Origin of the sequence: Methanobrevibacter sp. (genome assembly GCF_045220775.1) — an archaeon.
Classification (GTDB): Archaea; Methanobacteriota; Methanobacteria; order Methanobacteriales; family Methanobacteriaceae; genus Methanocatella.
This window is the reverse complement of sequence record NZ_JBGUWC010000032.1, coordinates 1-17,029: the sequence shown is the minus strand read 5'-3', so window position 1 is coordinate 17,029 and position 17,029 is coordinate 1. Positions and strand designations below refer to the sequence as shown.

At 33.6% G+C, this 17,029-nt stretch carries 17 protein-coding genes; 13 read left to right on the top strand and 4 right to left on the bottom strand.

The annotated features are described in order from the left end of the window. Positions 1-10 precede the first annotated feature (10 nt). The 3 genes from ACJROP_RS01595 to glp are packed head-to-tail and all read right to left on the bottom strand — an operon-like array spanning position 11 to position 1,981. Positions 11-259, bottom strand: coding sequence for a hypothetical protein (locus tag ACJROP_RS01595; protein ID WP_406533749.1), 249 nt, complete (start codon positions 257-259; stop codon positions 11-13). 9 nt (positions 260-268) lie between these two features. Further along, complete coding sequence (locus tag ACJROP_RS01590) at positions 269-730, bottom strand: GyrI-like domain-containing protein (protein ID WP_406533748.1); 462 nt, start codon at positions 728-730, stop codon at positions 269-271. A gap of 27 nt (positions 731-757) precedes the next feature. Next, the gene (gene glp, locus ACJROP_RS01585; RefSeq protein WP_406533747.1) at positions 758-1,981 is read right to left on the bottom strand and encodes a gephyrin-like molybdotransferase Glp; all 1,224 of its coding nucleotides are present in this window, start codon (positions 1,979-1,981) and stop codon (positions 758-760) included. A 106-nt stretch (positions 1,982-2,087) separates the two neighbouring features. On the opposite strand from glp, the gene eif1A reads away from it, so the two are divergent. From eif1A to ACJROP_RS01570, 3 genes are all read left to right on the top strand, one after another. Further along, the gene (gene eif1A / locus ACJROP_RS01580) at positions 2,088-2,393 is read left to right on the top strand and encodes a translation initiation factor eIF-1A (protein WP_292793457.1); all 306 of its coding nucleotides are present in this window, start codon (positions 2,088-2,090) and stop codon (positions 2,391-2,393) included. Positions 2,394-2,420: 27 nt separating this feature from the next. Next, positions 2,421-3,194 carry a serine protein kinase RIO gene (locus tag ACJROP_RS01575; RefSeq protein ID WP_406533746.1) on the top strand — a complete coding sequence of 258 codons (774 nt, stop codon included), beginning with the start codon at positions 2,421-2,423 and terminating at the stop codon, positions 3,192-3,194. Positions 3,195-3,332: 138 nt separating this feature from the next. After that, a complete protein-coding gene (locus ACJROP_RS01570; RefSeq protein ID WP_406533745.1) occupies positions 3,333-4,274 on the top strand; it encodes a bile acid:sodium symporter family protein in 942 nt (313 codons plus the stop codon). A 213-nt stretch (positions 4,275-4,487) separates the two neighbouring features. Here ACJROP_RS01570 and ACJROP_RS01565 read toward each other — a convergent pair whose 3' ends face one another. Continuing rightward, positions 4,488-4,976, bottom strand: a complete 489-nt coding sequence (locus tag ACJROP_RS01565; RefSeq protein ID WP_406533744.1) for a hypothetical protein — start codon at positions 4,974-4,976, stop codon at positions 4,488-4,490. Positions 4,977-5,337: 361 nt separating this feature from the next. On the opposite strand from ACJROP_RS01565, the gene ACJROP_RS01560 reads away from it, so the two are divergent. The 10 genes from ACJROP_RS01560 to ACJROP_RS01515 all read left to right on the top strand — a co-directional run. After that, positions 5,338-5,979, top strand: a complete 642-nt coding sequence (locus ACJROP_RS01560; RefSeq protein ID WP_406533743.1) for a DUF11 domain-containing protein — start codon at positions 5,338-5,340, stop codon at positions 5,977-5,979. A 161-nt stretch (positions 5,980-6,140) separates the two neighbouring features. After that, on the top strand, positions 6,141-6,758 hold the full coding sequence (locus ACJROP_RS01555; protein ID WP_406533742.1) for a KH domain-containing protein: 618 nt from the start codon (positions 6,141-6,143) through the stop codon (positions 6,756-6,758). Between the two features lie 364 nt (positions 6,759-7,122). Continuing rightward, a complete protein-coding gene (gene top6B / locus ACJROP_RS01550) occupies positions 7,123-8,835 on the top strand; it encodes a DNA topoisomerase VI subunit B (protein WP_406533741.1) in 1,713 nt (570 codons plus the stop codon). An 8-nt stretch (positions 8,836-8,843) separates the two neighbouring features. After that, a complete protein-coding gene (locus ACJROP_RS01545; RefSeq protein ID WP_406533740.1) occupies positions 8,844-9,941 on the top strand; it encodes a DNA topoisomerase IV subunit A in 1,098 nt (365 codons plus the stop codon). Between the two features lie 100 nt (positions 9,942-10,041). Further along, complete coding sequence (locus ACJROP_RS01540) at positions 10,042-10,314, top strand: metal-sensing transcriptional repressor (protein ID WP_406533739.1); 273 nt, start codon at positions 10,042-10,044, stop codon at positions 10,312-10,314. 60 nt (positions 10,315-10,374) lie between these two features. Continuing rightward, positions 10,375-12,240: a heavy metal translocating P-type ATPase gene (locus tag ACJROP_RS01535; RefSeq protein ID WP_406533738.1), complete on the top strand. Its 1,866-nt coding sequence runs from the start codon at positions 10,375-10,377 to the stop codon at positions 12,238-12,240. Positions 12,241-12,270: 30 nt separating this feature from the next. Beyond that, on the top strand, positions 12,271-12,474 hold the full coding sequence (locus ACJROP_RS01530) for a heavy-metal-associated domain-containing protein (RefSeq protein WP_406533737.1): 204 nt from the start codon (positions 12,271-12,273) through the stop codon (positions 12,472-12,474). 121 nt (positions 12,475-12,595) lie between these two features. Beyond that, the gene (locus ACJROP_RS01525; protein ID WP_406533736.1) at positions 12,596-13,612 is read left to right on the top strand and encodes a phosphorylating glyceraldehyde-3-phosphate dehydrogenase; all 1,017 of its coding nucleotides are present in this window, start codon (positions 12,596-12,598) and stop codon (positions 13,610-13,612) included. 33 nt (positions 13,613-13,645) lie between these two features. Continuing rightward, positions 13,646-14,482, top strand: coding sequence for a TIM barrel protein (locus ACJROP_RS01520; RefSeq protein WP_406533735.1), 837 nt, complete (start codon positions 13,646-13,648; stop codon positions 14,480-14,482). A gap of 195 nt (positions 14,483-14,677) precedes the next feature. Continuing rightward, the coding region (locus tag ACJROP_RS01515; protein ID WP_406533734.1) for a glycosyltransferase at positions 14,678-17,029 on the top strand (2,352 nt) is incomplete at its 3' end.

Below are 17,029 nucleotides of genomic sequence, written 5' to 3'. Positions count from 1 at the left end.
AAAAGAAAAATTAAATCTTTTTTAATTTTTCTCTATACCTATCAATTGAATCTTGAGTATAGTCAATATTTAGATATTCAGAAGTTAATTTTTTAGAATTATCGAATTCCTTAATTCTTCTATCCATTACTTCCTTGATATCCTTATCTAATTTTTTTAGCCTGTTTTCAAATGCATACTCTGACTTTTTAATGTCAATATTGGATTTGCGAGATAATTTTTCAATTTCTGCATCTATATCAAATTCTTCTTTAGCCATGAAAAACACCTACATTTCAATAATAGGCAATTGAATCTCAGTTACATACTCATTTTCATCATCGCAATTGAAAAAGTTTTTAACTAAAACTTCCTTAGGAGATCCAATAATATCATAATGATTCTCTTGAGCAACATCAACTAATTTAGCATAAGTTTCCAAAATGCTGTCTGTTGGACCAAAATGCTTTCCGGACAAAACTTTGTGTTCTATCATGTCGACAACACGAATCATGTCCTTTTCATCAGCATCCTCTTTAATTGCAATGCTTACATCATATACTGCATCGCCTTGATTAACTTCATGTCTTGGTGAAAAATAAACAATGAATGGTTCGCCTTCAGTTTCAATCTCCTCAGCATCGACCCAACCCATCAATTTAGAAATTAAAATGTCCAAATCGGCAATTGGGCCCTTATAATTAATAACTCCTAATTTCTGTTCTGGAATTACTTTAACTTCACTTTCCATAATTACACCTTAAATTAAATTATAATCCTAATTAAATAAATAAACTTCTACATGTTCTCCTTCATCCAAAAGTTCAACAGATTTTGGAACCTTCACATAACCATCTGCACTTGATAAGGAAAATATTGCGCCTGAATCCTTGAATATTGGATTTACATTTTCACCATCAACCTTTACAAGTTGATATTGCATTCTTCCAACAGGAGAATGTATTCTGCGGGTCATGACCCCTTTAATGGTTTTAAGTTCGAAGTCCCTTTCAATGCCTGCCAGTTTTGTCAACGGTTCTGCTACAAATGCGTTGAATATCATTAAAGCGGATACAGGATTTCCCGGAAGGCCAATTATTATCTTTCCATCAATAACCCCAACAATTGTCGGTTTGCCTGGCTGTACTGATATTCCATGGATGTAAACTTCACCCAATTCATCCAAAACATGCTTAAGGACATCTCCAAGACCTGCTGAAGTTCCGCCGGAACAAAGCAGAATATCTACCTCTTCAAGAGCTCCAGTAATCTTTTCTTTGACCTCATCATAATTGTCTTTCATGACCCCTAAAAAATGAGCATCAGCGCCACATGAAACCGCATCGTTTTTAATCATTCCACCATTTACATCATAGATTTTACCATATGGCAACTCCTGGCCTTGAAGGGTAATCTCATTACCTGATGACACTACACCAACACTCGGTTTTTTGTAAACTTCAATTGTTTCAAAGCCCTGTGAGAGCAAAACTCCAATTTTGCCGGGATTTAAAAAATCGCCTTTCTTAAGAATAAGATTCCCCTCTTCAATGTCTGATCCTTTTTTGGCAACATCCTGACCTGGAGTGGCAGTTGTAAACAAGTTAACTTTATCGTCATATTTTTCTGCATATTCAACCATTACAACAGATTCGGATCCTTCAGGCATTGCCGCACCTGTACTGATTTCAATGCATTTGCCTTTTTCAACTTTTTTTTCTGTAGTTGAACCCGCTTCCAAAAAGTCAATGACTTCCAAAGTATTTGGGGATTCCTCTGAAGCACCGAAACTGTCTTCTGCAAGGATTGCAAAACCGTCCTTTAGTGCCTTATCGAATGGAGGAAAGTCCATTCTTGAATAAACATCTTCAAATAAAACTCTCCCATAAGCTTCAGCAACAGGAATTTCTTCACTTTGTGGTTTTAAATATTCATTGAATAAATTTTGAATAATGTCAATAGCCTCATCACATTCCTTAATTTTTAAAAATTCAGTTCCCATAATCACCACTTATATAAAATACAATAAATTAATATATAATATATTGATAAATATATAAATAATTTAATCATATGGAGAACTGTATTATTATTTTGGAGGAGAGTATTTGTCAAAACCTAATCAAAATCAACAACAAGAGTATAGAAGAGTGAGGACTCCTAAGAAAGGAGAAATCCCTGGAGTAGTTGAACAAATTATGGGACACGGAAAGTTAAAAGTCCGCTGTGCTGATGGAAATATAAGAATGACCAGAATCCCTGGAAAAATGAAAAAACGTATTTGGATTCGTGAAGGAGACGTGATCCTTGTAAAACCATGGGATTTCCAATCTGATGAAAAAGCTGATGTAATCTGGAGATACACAAAAACCGAATCAAATTGGCTTGAAAGAAAAGGCTACCTAAAAATGTAGTCTCAATTACTTATTTTTTTGATTTTAATGGATCCTAAAGTAGCTAAAGCAGATGCAAAACACGAAAAACTGCATTCCCAGAAACGAAAAAAGGATAGTTCCGATAGAAAAACTGGGAATGAGATTTTTGACAAGATTACACTTGAAACATTATACAAATTAGCAAATCAGGGATACATTGACATTTTAAATGGCGCCATAAGCACTGGCAAAGAAGCCAATGTGCTTACTGGCATTACCGATGATGAGAAATTTGTAGCTGTTAAGATTTATAGGATTGCTACATCTGATTTTAAGAAAATGGATTACTATCTTAAGGGAGATCCAAGATTCAACATCAAAACCAAAAACAAAAGGAAAATAATCTACTCTTGGGTTACCAAAGAGTTTAAAAACCTGACCCGGCTTGAAACCGCGGGAGTTAATGTCCCTCATCCAATTACAAGTTCGAATAATGTGCTTCTTATTGAATTCATTGGTGATGAAGATGGAAATCCTGCGCAGCCTGCTAAAAACCAACCGCCAGAAGATCCGGAAGATTTCTTCAACAAGCTGCTTGTGAATCTGAAACTGTTCGTTAATGGAGCCAAATTGGTCCATGGAGACTTGTCCAATTATAACATCTTAAACAAAGATGAAGAGCCAGTGATTATTGACGTTTCACAGTCAGTGGTTTTGGACAATCCAATTTCAAAAGAGCTTCTTGAAAGGGATATCAACACACTTGTTCGCGAATATACCAAACTTGGCGTTGAAACTAGTTTTGAAGAAATTTGGGAATATGTAAATCCAAAATTTTGAATTTTTCAATAAGAAATCAAAAAAAAATCAACTAACATTAGACATCACCACACAAAATCAGACAACTCATATTTATCAGCTAGAATATTGACAATAAATAAATACATTTTTAATCTTCAAAATCAAAAATATGAAAATATGAAAAGGATTTTTGAATTTGTCGAAAAATATTTTTTTATAGTAATATTGCTCGCAGTAGCTATTTCTCTAGTTTATCCAAATTCATTTACATGGGTTTTAAGTACATATAATGGCATCAACATTATCAATTTACTTTTAAGTATTGTTCTATTTACAATGGGAACCACATTGAAAGTGGATGACTTCATTAATGTGTTCAAAAATCCTAAAGCAATTGCAGTTGGAATTTCTGCACAATATGTCATAATGCCCCTTATGGCCTTAACTCTTGCAAGCGCATTTTCTCTTGATACTGCTTTGACAGCCGGACTCATTCTTGTTGGAACCGTCCCTGGAGGAACCGCATCCGATGTCATTACTTTTCTTGCAAAGGGAGACGTGGCATTGTCCGTTTCTTTAACTGCAGTTTCTACTGTGATTTCACCTATATTAACCCCACTAATCACATTATTGTTAATAGGAAATCAAATTCAATTCAATCCAGTCGACATGTTCATTTCAATTATTGAAATAGTAATCATCCCAATTATTATAGGTTTAATCCTAAATTACAGATTCCCAGATTTTTGTGAAAGATTAAAAGTTTATTTGCCTACAATATCATCTATTGTGATTTGTTTAATCATTGGAGGAGTAATTGGAGCTAATAAACAAGCCATTTTAACTTCATCCACCATAATACTCATTGTCATTGCCCTACAATATTTCCTTGCAATGTTACTTGGATTTGTAATTGGCTACCTTGCGGGAATGGACAGAAAACAGATAATTACAGTAGCAATCGAATTGGCATTTCAAAATTCGGGTTTGTCAACCAGTCTTGCAAAAACCCATTTTCCAAATTTATCCACGGCAACAGTTCCTGGAGCGCTTTATTCCGTCTTTCAGAATTTTGTAGGGTCAATTCTTGCATATGTATTCAGAAAATATCAATCCTAAGCAAGAATACGAATATCCAAGCTAATTAATCAATTAATACAAATTTTATTACAAATATTGCAGAGAAACCGTGAGTAAAACATCTTTATTACTGGAATATGTTAACCCAAAGTTTTAGATATGTTCCTTTGATTAATAACCTAATAGAATAAAAAAAGTTTTAGAAGTAATTAAACTTCTAAAAATATTTATAAAAATAAAATTTTAGAAGAATTAGAATGCGATTGGTTCTGCACTATTATCTTTATTAAATTCGTTTAAAAGTGAAGTCAAATCGGAATCTTTTACATCACTGTCGTCTTTTGTAAAGAATATGACGATGTATTGATCTTCACCGCTTTTTATGAGTTCCACAACACCATGTTCAGCGTTTTCAATGTCTGTGAAATTAGCTGTATTGTCTGAGTTCTTATCAACTTGTATATCCTCATCATCAACTAAGTATCCTCTTCCATCGTCATGAATGACATTATCATAAGCGTCATCATTTTCCACATCATCATAAACATCATCATCTACGTTTTTGAAGATTGCAATTCCAGAATCCTGGTTTTCATTTAGATATATTGAATAATAAGTTCCATTATATGCATTTTCATAAGATTTGTCAATCTTAAAATCATTTACACCATCTGCAGCACAAACACAGCCGATTAAAAGTGCTGAAGCGAATAATAAGAATAATATTTTTTTAACATCCATTTTTTCACCTTAGAGGAAATTATTTTTAAACCGTGAAGATATTGTATTTTTTAAAATAAACCTTCACAGTACAGATAAATATATGAAATAAAGCATATATAAAGTTTTTCGAATGTAAGTGCTCACTTACATCATTAAATGAGAAAAAAACAATATATAATACAATTTTAGAAAAAATATATTACATTAAACATTTATGGCTTAATATAAGCAAATCCCGATTTAGATAATCAAATTAAATGATAATTATTAATATATGTTAAATACTAATATTCAAATAACAGCTATCAAACATTAAGGAGGATTATAGATTAAAAAAATAATTTTCTTATTGGTGATTGTTTTAATATCCTTATTAAGTTTGTCTTGTATTAATGCAAAAGACATTAATGAAGCAGAATTGGATTTGAATCAAGAAGATGATGTTGATTTAGAAATCACCACAGATTCAAACGAATCTGCCGACGAACCTGTTGAGGAAAATATTTTGGCAAGTGCACCCGAAAGCGATGCTGATTCGCAAAGTTATTTGATATTGGATAACGATGCGGATAAAGAAAATATATACATAGGCGATTATGTTACCTGGGTAGTTAGTGTTATAAACAAAGGCCCAGATACAGCTAAAAATGTAAACGTATTCGATCAATTGCCGGATGGTTTAAAATACATTAAACATTCCACAACAAAAGGCATTTTCGATCCCAAAAGTGGAATATGGGATATTGGAGATTTGTCCGTTGATGATGGTGAAGTGTTTTTAAATATCACCACTAAAGCAGTATCTGCCGGTGAAAAAATCAACAAAGCAGATTTGACAACAGATTCCCATAATTTAAATGAAAATGAAAGTTATGAAGAAGAGGAGATAGACGTTTTTGAACACGAATCTGAAACATTCACAGCAAAAGCAATGACTTCACTGCATCCGACTGGAAATCCTGCATTATTGATATTACTTTCATTTTTCGCAATTTTCATAACTGCTATCAAATCCAACTAAATTTTTGAAAGGAAAATTAATCCTTTCCTTTATTTATTTTTCTTGAAATATTTCACACTTAAAATTATTTTTTAAATATCCTATCCAAAACTTAAATGCATTAAACCTAAATTTATAAATAATTTTGATTATAATAATTATTAATTGATAAGGTGAAAATTATGCCAGAAACAGATTATTTAAAAATACCTCAAAATAGAGTGGGGGCATTAATTGGAAGCAATGGAAACGTTAAAAAGTCCATTGAAAAAGCAACTGGAACCATTCTTGACATTGACAGTGAAGAAGGGACAGTTTATATATCACCTAGAGAAGATATGGAAGACCCGTTAGGAGTCTGGAATGCTAACCATATTGTTAAAGCTGTAGCTCGCGGGTTTAACCCTGAAGTTGCACTTAAACTAGTTAGTGATGACATTTATTTAGAAATCATGAAATTGCCTTTATACATTGGCAAATCCAAAAAGGCCCTTGCAAGATACAAAGGTAGAATTATTGGAAAAGATGGAAAAACCCGTGAAATTATTATGGAAATGGCTGAAGTTGACATGGCAGTTTATGGAAAGACCGTTTCATTAATCGGTGAAATGGACAACATCATGATTGCAAAGGAAGCTGTTGAAATGATATTGAACGGATCCAGACACAAATCCGTATATGGATTTTTAGAACACAAAAAAGAAGAACTGAAAAGAAAAGAATTCAACGAATTGGTTGGAATCGAAGAAGATAAAATCGAATTCAAAGATGGAATCGACTTTGATGAAAAAGATTTCTAGGAGTTTTAACTCCTAAAACTTATTTTTTTTATTTCTGTAAAACTTATATTTCAAAAAACTTTTTTTTTGAATGTGAAATATTTTATATCAAAGAAGTATTACAAAACCAAATCAATTTTAATCAAAGATTGCTATAAAAATTATGGATAATCAAGTAAAACCTTATATACTTTAACCAACATATATAGATAACATAGTATAAATACTATAATTTCTACAAGTTTTAAAATTATTATTTTACCATATTTTGATACAAGTCAGTTAGGGTACTGAAAAAATATTACTTATCAAATGCTCTCTGACTTTATTTAAATATATGAAACTATGATAACTTTAAACATATATGTTATAGGAGGAAAAAATTTTGGCTCAACAAGAACAGTTAGGACTTGATTGGGAGGAAGATTTTCAGAGATTAACCCCATCTCAGTTCTTTAGAAAAAACAAGCAGATGCTTGGATTTACTGGTAAAATTCGTTCATTGACTATCGTATTCCACGAATTGATTACAAACAGTTTCGATGCATGTGAAGAAGCTGGAATTTTGCCAGATATCGATATCGAATTAAAGCGTATCGATAAAGAACATTATATTTTAAGACATAAAGATAACGGACCTGGAATTCCTGAAGATTATGTGATGCAAGTATACTGTATGATGTTTGCAGGATCAAAATTCAGAAATATCCAATCCAGAGGGCAACAAGGTTTAGGTTGTAGTGGATGTGTGCTCTTATCTCAGATGACCACCGGTAAACCTGCTCGCGTAATTTCCTGTTATAAAGAAGGAAATGAAATAAAAGGAGTGAAAATGAAATTCCAAATGGATGTTGAAAACAACCGTGGAATTTTAATGGAAAGAGAGGATTATCCTGCTGAAAGTACCGGAGTATGTATAGAATTACAATTCAAGGATGTTTCCTACTCCTTAGCTGAACAAGGTGCATTTGAATACATCAGAAGAACCATGATTGGAAACCCTCATGCAAGAATTACATTTAGAGATCCATCCGGACACAAATACATCTTCAAAAGAGCGGCAGATGTAGTTCCAGTTCAACCAAAAGAAGTTCTGCCTCACCCTAAAGGTGTAAGCGCTGATGATTTAATGACAATGGCTAAAAACACCGATAGCAGAAGATACAAAAGTATGATGACTTCATCAATGTCAAGAATGTCAAATAAAAGAGTTGATGAAATTGCAGAAGTTACTGGAATTGACATGAACAAACGTCCAAAAGACATGACATTCCCTGAAGCTGAAGCTATCGTTCATTGCTTTAAGAAAATGAAATTCATGGCTCCTCCAACTGATGGACTTATACCTATTGGTTCCGAACAGGTTGAAAAGGGTATGAAGCAAATCTTGCAGCCTGAATTTGTAGCAACCATTACAAGAAAACCTGTAACCTATGCAGGAGGTGTTTCATTCATTATCGAAGCAGGACTTGCTTATGGAGGAAATGCCGGAAGAGTTGTTAACGAACAGCGAAAATCTGAAATAATGAGATTTGCAAACAGAGTTCCATTGACATTTGATGCAGGAAGCTGTGCCATTACAGAAGCGCTCAAAAGTATTGATTGGAAACGTTACGGCTTAAGGGATATGGACAATACACCATTAACATTATTCGTAAATATTATTTCAACTCAGGTACCTTATCTTTCAACAGGAAAACAAAGCGTATCCCCGGAACCTGAAATTGTTCACGAAATCAGACAAGCCACCATGAAATTGGCACGTAAACTTCAAAAGCATATCAGGTCTAAAAGAGCGGCAAAAGAAAAAGAAAAACGTTCCAAAATATTTGAAGAGTACGTTCCGGTAATTATTGAAGAAGCTGCAAAACTTGGTGAAACTGGTATTCCGGAATATCAGGAAGTTTTAGCAAAAGTAACAAAAAGAGCGCTTGCGGAATTACTTGGTGAAACTGTTGAGGAAGAAGAGGAAGAAGAAGAACTTGATGCAATCATCATGGAAGAACTTGATGAATTCGGTCATACTGTTGAACAAGGACATTCAACATTAGACAACTTCATGGACAATGATGATGAAGAAGAGGAATTTGAGGAATAGGTGATAAGATGGCTAAAAGTAAACCAAAAGGACAATCACATAAAGAAGAGAGGAAAGAATACACCTATAATAAACTCAAAGGATTAGGTCAGGAAATAATTGAAGAAATCGAACAAAATAAAGTTCCATACGTTAAAGTCCCATCTCGTGGTACTGGAAACATTGTTTATGATGAAGCCAAAAGATACTATGTATTAGGTGACAGATACGGTAAAAGATCTTTAGGTAATGTAAAGCAAATCAGAAAAATGGGTCAAATGGTGTATGTGGCTAATTTCTGTAAAGACCTTGTAGCCCGTGAAAAAACCGCTACCATCAGGGAAATGTATTACGTTTCCGAAGGATGGGGAATCAGCTTTAAAAACCAGCAGGAATCAAATATTGTTGGAGAAGATTTGGAAGTAACACTCGGAACAACCCGTGAAGAATTAGGACTAATGCCCGAAGAAGACGGTGCATCAGTTTACGGGGACATTACTCTTTTTGATGATGTTGAATTCAATGCAACAAAAATGGGAAAATCCGGTTATACCATCTCACCTACAATTGACCAAGTTGACATCCTAGATTGTAATGTAGATAAAGTATTAGCTGTGGAAACAATGGGAATGTTTCACAGATTAGTACAAGAAAATGCTCACAAAAGATTCAATTGTTTAATCGTGGGGCTTAAAGGGCAAGCTGCCCGTGCTACACGAAGATTCATTAAAAGATTGAATGAAGAGCGAGGATTACCAGTTTACATTTGTAACGACGGAGACCCTTGGGGATTCCACATTGCACAAGTAATTATATCTGGAAGTGCAAAATTAGCTCACGTTAACCATGAATTAGCAACTCCTGACGCTAAATTTATTGGAGTAACCGCATCTGACATTATTAATTATGAGTTACCTACCGATAAACTCAAAGATGTTGACGTTATGAGATTAAAAGAGCTTTCTAAAGACCCAAGGTATAAAAGTGATTTCTGGCAAACTGAAATTAAAAAGATGCTTAAAATTGGTAAAAAAGCAGAACAGCAATCTTTCTCAAAATATGGGCTTGAATACGTCGTAGACGAATATTTCCCAGCTAAATTTGAAGAAATGGAAAATCAAGCATAGTCTTGAACTTTTCCTCCTTTTTTTATTTTTTATTTTTAGACACCAAAACCTTTATATACTAATACCCACATATACCCCCATAGGTATAGGATGTGTTATTTTGAAAAAATGTATGGATAGTGAAAATTTACATAGAAGACTCAAAAAAATCATAGGTCAATTAAATGCAATTGATCGTATGATTGATGAAGATATTCCATGTGAACAAATCTTGATGCAGGTAAATGCATCAAAATCAGCATTACATAAAGTCGGACACATTATCGCTGAAGGACACTTGGAGCATTGTGTTAAAGAAGCCATTAAAAATGGTGAAGAAGATGATGCTTTAGGTGACATTTCAACAATATTGGAATACTACTCCAGACTTTAATTTTTTTTAAAGTAACTCTATACCCTATGGAGTATACCTATACTAATGGGGCTGTTTAAAATGAAATTTACAAGAGATGAAAAAGTAGATCTTCTACTTATAATAATCTCCACAATGAGTGTAATCGCAAGTTTCATGCTATCTCTCGATTACATTGCTTGGATTGCAGTCATACTATGTGGAATACCAATATTTAAAGAATGTATAGAAGGTTTGATTACCGAATTTGATATAAAAGCAGATTTACTGGTATCCATGGCAATCATTGCATCCATAATTATTGGTGAAGTATTTGCTGCTGGAGAAATTGCAACAATAATGGCTATTGGAGGTTTTTTAGAAGAATATACTGTGTCAAAAACTCAAGGAAAAATTGAGGAACTCATCAAATTAACCCCCCAAGTTGCAACAAGACTGAAAAATGGAATTGAAGAAAAAATATCTGTCGAAAAAGTACAAGTCGGAGATATCTTAAAGGTTCTTCCTGGCGAAACAATACCTACCGATGGAATCATACTCAAAGGTGAAACATCAATTGACCACTCAACACTAACAGGAGAACCGATTCCCGTTGATAAAAAAGAAAATGACAAAGTATATAGTGGAACTATAAACCTCTATGGCTCATTTATAATGCAAACAACAAAATTAAGTCAAAATAGTGCTTTTCAGAAATTAATAAAATTAGTTAAATCATCAGCACCTGAAAACGCAAAAGTTGTTCGCATAGCAGATGAATGGGCCACATTAATTGTTGCAATAGCCTATATAACAGCAATATTAACATATTTGTACACATTCGATATAACAAGGGCTGTAACAATCCTTGTTGTATTCTGCCCATGTGCACTTGTATTGGCTACACCAACCGCAATTTCAGCGGCAATTGGCAATTTAACAAAACATGGAATATTAGTAAAGGATGGAGCATCTATTGAAGAATTAGCTTATGTTAATGAATTGATCTTTGATAAAACTGGAACATTAACCAATGGTGCTCCCAAAGTAGTAAAAGTCATCTCAGATAACAAAAAAGAAATGATGCATCTACTTGCATCCATAGAATCACAATCCGAACATCCTCTAGCAAAAGCCATTGTGAAAAATTATGATGGGCCGGAGCTAGAGGATGTTAGTAACTTTAAAATGCATATCGGAAAAGGGGTTACTGGAATAATTAATGGATCTCAGGTAGTTGCCGGGAATAGAAAACTTTTAGAAAGTGAAAATATTGAAAATAAATACCCTGATGAAAATAATGCAAGAGAAATTGAAATATTTGTGGCGAAAGATGGTGAAGTTATAGGGAAAGTGCTCCTGGCCGACACCATACGCGAGACTTCAAAACAAACCATTAACCACTTGAAACAACAAGGAATTCAGACTACATTGCTTACAGGAGATAATAAGGAGACAGGCAGTTTTATAGCCAAACAAGTAGGAATCTTTAATTCAAGATTTAATTGTTTACCTGAAGATAAAACAGAATATATAAAGAAAGAACAATTAAAAGGCAATAAAATCGCAATGATTGGAGATGGGATAAATGATGCTCCTTCTCTTAAAAAAGCGAATGTCGGAATAGCTATGGGAAGCATTGGAAGCGACATTTCAATTGAGGCTGCAAATATTGCTTTAATAAATGACAATATTCAGGACCTCCCTCATTTGATTGGAATTTCAAGAAAAACCTTAAAAACAATTAATTTAAACATAGGATTTTCTTTGGCATTGAATATAATTGCAATGATTCTAGCTATCTTAGGCATCATAGACCCGATATCCGGAGCGCTAATCCACAATATCGGTTCAGTAATTGTTATTGTCTATTCTTCAACATTGCTAAACTATAATCTATCTAAAAAGGATTACAAAAAACTTAAAAGATTAGGTATAGCTAAAAGTTTAAATAAACAAATGATATAATATAACATATCGATAATAAGGTGAATTATTATGGCTGAAAAAGAAATTAAAGTTGTGGGCATGCACTGCCCATCATGCGTAAATGCTGTTGAACTTTGCTTAAAAGACGTTGATGGAATTGAAGACGCAAAAGCGGACTTGGATTCCGGAATTACAAAAATTACAATGTCAGGCGAAGTAAGTGATGCAGACATTAATGAAGCTGTCGAAGAAGCCGGCTTCAAAGTAGAATAATTTTACTTCTTTTTCTTTTTTTCTTATTTTTTCTATTTTTAAATATCAAATTTTATATAATTTAAACAACAGATTTTAATCCATATAATATTTAATTATTATAACACAAAAAGGGATTAAAATGAAAACAGTTGCTATTAATGGTTATGGAACCATCGGGAAAAGAGTGGCAGATGCCGTATCTGCTCAAGATGATATGAAGATAGTTGGTGTAAGTAAAACTAGACCAAACTATGAAGCAAAAACCGCTGTTGAAGAAAAGGGTTATCCATTATACATTGGAATTCCTGAAAGAGAACAACAATTCAAAGATGCTGGAATTGAAATCGCAGGTACTGTTGAAGAAATGATTCAAGAAGCAGATGTTGTTGTTGACTGTACTCCTGGAACAATCGGCCCGCAAAACCTTGAAATGTATAAAAAAGCTGGCGTTAAAGCAATTTACCAAGGTGGAGAAGACCATGAACTAACAGGTCTTTCATTTAACTCTATTGCTAATTATGATGACTCATATGGCGCAGACTACACCAGAGTAGTTTCATGTAACACTACCGGATTAACCCGTACACTACATACAATTGATGCAATTGCAGACATTAAGAAAGTTAGAGCAGTAATGGTAAGAAGAGGATCAGACCCATCTGAAATCAAAAAAGGTCCAATTAACGCAATTGTACCAAATCCTCCAAAAGTACCTTCTCACCACGGCCCTGACGTGCAGACTGTTATGAAAGGTATTGACGTGACTACAATGGCATTGCTCGTGCCAACTACATTAATGCACCAACACAATATTATGGTTGAAATCAACAATGAAGTTGAAACCGAAGAGATTATTGCTGCATTAGAAAAACGTTCAAGAGTGATTATTGTTTCTGCAGAAGAAGGTTTAGGTTCAACTGCTGAGTTAATGGAATATGCTAAAGAACTTGGAAGAAACAGAAATGATTTATATGAGATTCCAGTTTGGAAAGAATCCATTAATGTCGTAGGAAATGAATTATTCTACATGCAAGCAGTGCATCAGGAATCTGATGTAATACCTGAAAACATTGACGCTATCCGTGCACTTTTAGAAATGGAAAGTGACAACGAAAAATCAATTGCAAAAACTAACGAAGCCATGGGAATATTCTAATTCCCTTTTTTTACTATTTTTTAACTGATTTAAATGAAAAACAGAGTACTTTTTGGACCTGCAGGAAGTCCTATTGATTATAAAGGAGCGGCATATAAAGCGCCAAAATACATTTCAGAGGAAGGATTGAACTCCTACGAATACCAATCCCCCTATGGAGTAAGGATTGGCGAAAAAGCAGCAACCATTCTTAAAGAAGAATCTGAAAAGCATGGCATCTTAATTTCAATGCATGCCCCATATTACATAAATCTATGTGCAAAAGAGGAAGAAAAGCTAGATAAAAGTATTGGGCATTTAATTGCCGCCGCCCGTGCTGGAGAATGGATGGGAGCTTACAGATTAGTTTTCCATCCCGGAGCTTATTTAAATAGAAAACCCCAAAAAGCCATGGAAATAGCTAAAAATACCATAAATCGTTTGTTTGAAGAGCTTGAAGCAGAAGGAATTGAAAATTTTACTTTTGCTCCCGAAACTACAGGCAAGAGAACACAACTTGGAAATGTTAATGAAGTGGTTGAACTTTGTAGTATTTTTGATCATTTTGAACCTACAATCGATTTTGCGCATGTTCATGCAAGGGGAAGAGGTTTCCTAACTAAAAAAGAAGATTACAATTGTATTTTTTCAACCATTGAAGACAAACTGGATATTGATATTCTGCATTGTCACTTTACAACAATAGAATACGGGTCTGGCGGGGAAGTGAAACATCATATTTTAGATGAAAGCGATGAATATGGACCAAATATTAAAGATTTACTTGAAAATCTAATTGATAACGGTTGGAATGCAAATATCATATGTGAAACTCCTCTCAGAGATAAAGATTCTTTGAAGATGAAACAACTTTATGAAAGCTTGATATGATGGGAGTGCTTAAATAGAGAATCCTATTGGAAAAACAATCCAGTAAAAAAATTCCTAGAACTAACCGACATTTAATCTAATGCCCCAACTAATAATTATTGGACAAAAAATCAATAGCTAATGATGGCTCCACATAACATCATTACACATAATTTTAAATTGATTAAATATCAAATTAATATTAGGAGGATTATTATGAGAGATGTGAAAAATTGGCAGAACCAATCTAAAATCTTTGAACTAGAAAACGAGATTGAAAAACCAAAAAATGAAAATAATCTTCCAGATAAAAAAAATAAACATTTACAACCAACTAAAGAATGCATGATATTGCCGAAGCATGCCGATTTTAAAGTTGATGAAGTAAAAAAAGAAATTAAGAACATAAAAGATATTAAAGTTGCAATGATTTCTGATGAATTCACATACCAATCATTTAAGCATGAATTCGATGCCATCCCTGTGACTCCTGAAAATTGGCTTAAAAAGTTCAAAATAGAAAAGCCAGACTTATTTTTATGTGAATCTGCCTGGAGAGGCTATGATGATGAAGGTAGCGTAGATCCTTGGAGAGAAAAAATTTATTTGAATTATCGAGAAAAAATTGATAATCGTGCCGATTTGTTGAATATTCTCGAATATTGCATGAAAAATTCCATTCCCACTGTTTTCTGGAACAAGGAAGACCCTCCTCATTATCGAGCCGCAAATTACTCTTTTGCAGATACCGCTAGAGAATTTGACTATATTTTCACAAGTTCCGAAAAATGCATCAAATATTATAAAAGGGATTATGACCATCCGAATGTTCATACGTTAATGTTTGCAGGTCAACCTAAACTGTTCAATCCAATTAACTCCTCTAACAAAAAGTATGACCAGATTGTTTTTGCAGGCACATACTATACAAATCATCCTGAAAGAATCAAGATTATGGATAAGATTTTTGACAAGATTATCGAACAATGGGGAGACATATATATCTTTGACAGGGCATACTACAGAGACTGGGCCAACTACCCGGAACGTTTTTTAAAGTATACTCATCCTCCAATCGAATATGAACAGACTGCAAAAGTTTACAAACAAGCATATTGGGGTTTGAATTTCAATACAGTAACAGATTCGGAAACGATGTTTGCAAGACGCATTTTTGAACTCGCCCTATCATACACCAACATTTTAACAAACTATTCAAAGGGTGTTGATAAGATATTCGGCAACAATGTCTTCGTTTTTGATGAAATGGAAGAATTACCAGATTTCAACAATCCCTATACTGAAATGAGATTGAATAATCTGTATGAGGTTCTTGAAAATCACACTTGCAAACACAGATGGATGGAAATATTGGACACTATCGGTTTTGAATATGAATTGGATAAAAATGACGTCTCATTAATATTTAAATTATCAGATGCAACTGATTTGGATGATATAATATCCAAATTCGAAAGTATTAATTATGAAAATAAGATTCTGAAGATACTTATTGATGATAAAGACATTAATAATGACTTCGAAGACAGATATCCTCAAATCAGTAAGGTTTACACAAATATGAATCAGATTAAAAATGATATTGAAACAGAGTTTTGGATGATATGTGATTTGGGCATTGATGAAAACTTCATAAGATATGCAATTCTCCACTACCAGTATTTAAATAAGCTAGTTTCAATCAAACCTGGCAATTCTAAATTTAAATTGACTATTGAAGATTCCATTGAAAATAAGCTGATTAACAAAAGAAACCTTTCATTCATTGATAATCCTACGGAGATCCTTACTTATTACATTAACTTCAAAACCAACAACAAAAGTACAGCATCCTCATCAATCAGCCAAAACATAGATTCCCACAAAATAACAGCAAAAAACAACAAAAAAACAATAAACAGAATCACAGAATCAGAAATAACAATAACTGCCGAAGACATCAACATAACTTCTAAAGAAAAGAAAAATTACAATGTTAAATTAATCGATGACAAAGGAAAACCAATCCAACTAGCAGGAGAAACCATAAAAATCACAATCAACGACAAAGAATACAACCGTAAAACCAACAACAACGGCATAGCAACATTACCAATCAACCTAAACACAGGAACCCACAAAATAACAGCAAAATACAACAAAAAAACAATAAACAACATAATCACAATCACAGAACCAAAAATAACAATAACTGCAGAAGACACCACCATGAGTTACAAAGATGGAACAACTTATAACGTCCAATTAATCGATGACAAAGGAAACCCAATCCACCTAGCAGGAGAAACCGTAAAAATCACAATCAACACCATTGAATACGATCGCAACACAAACACCAAAGGTATAGCAACACTACCGATCAACCTACTCCCAAGAAACTATGAAGTGACAGCAAAATACAACAAAAAAACAATAAACAACATAATCACAGTCACAAAACCAAAAATATCAATCGTTGCCGATGACATCAACATGACATATAAAGACGGAACAACCTACAATGTCCAACTAATCGACAAAACAGGCAAACCACTCCACATGGCAGGA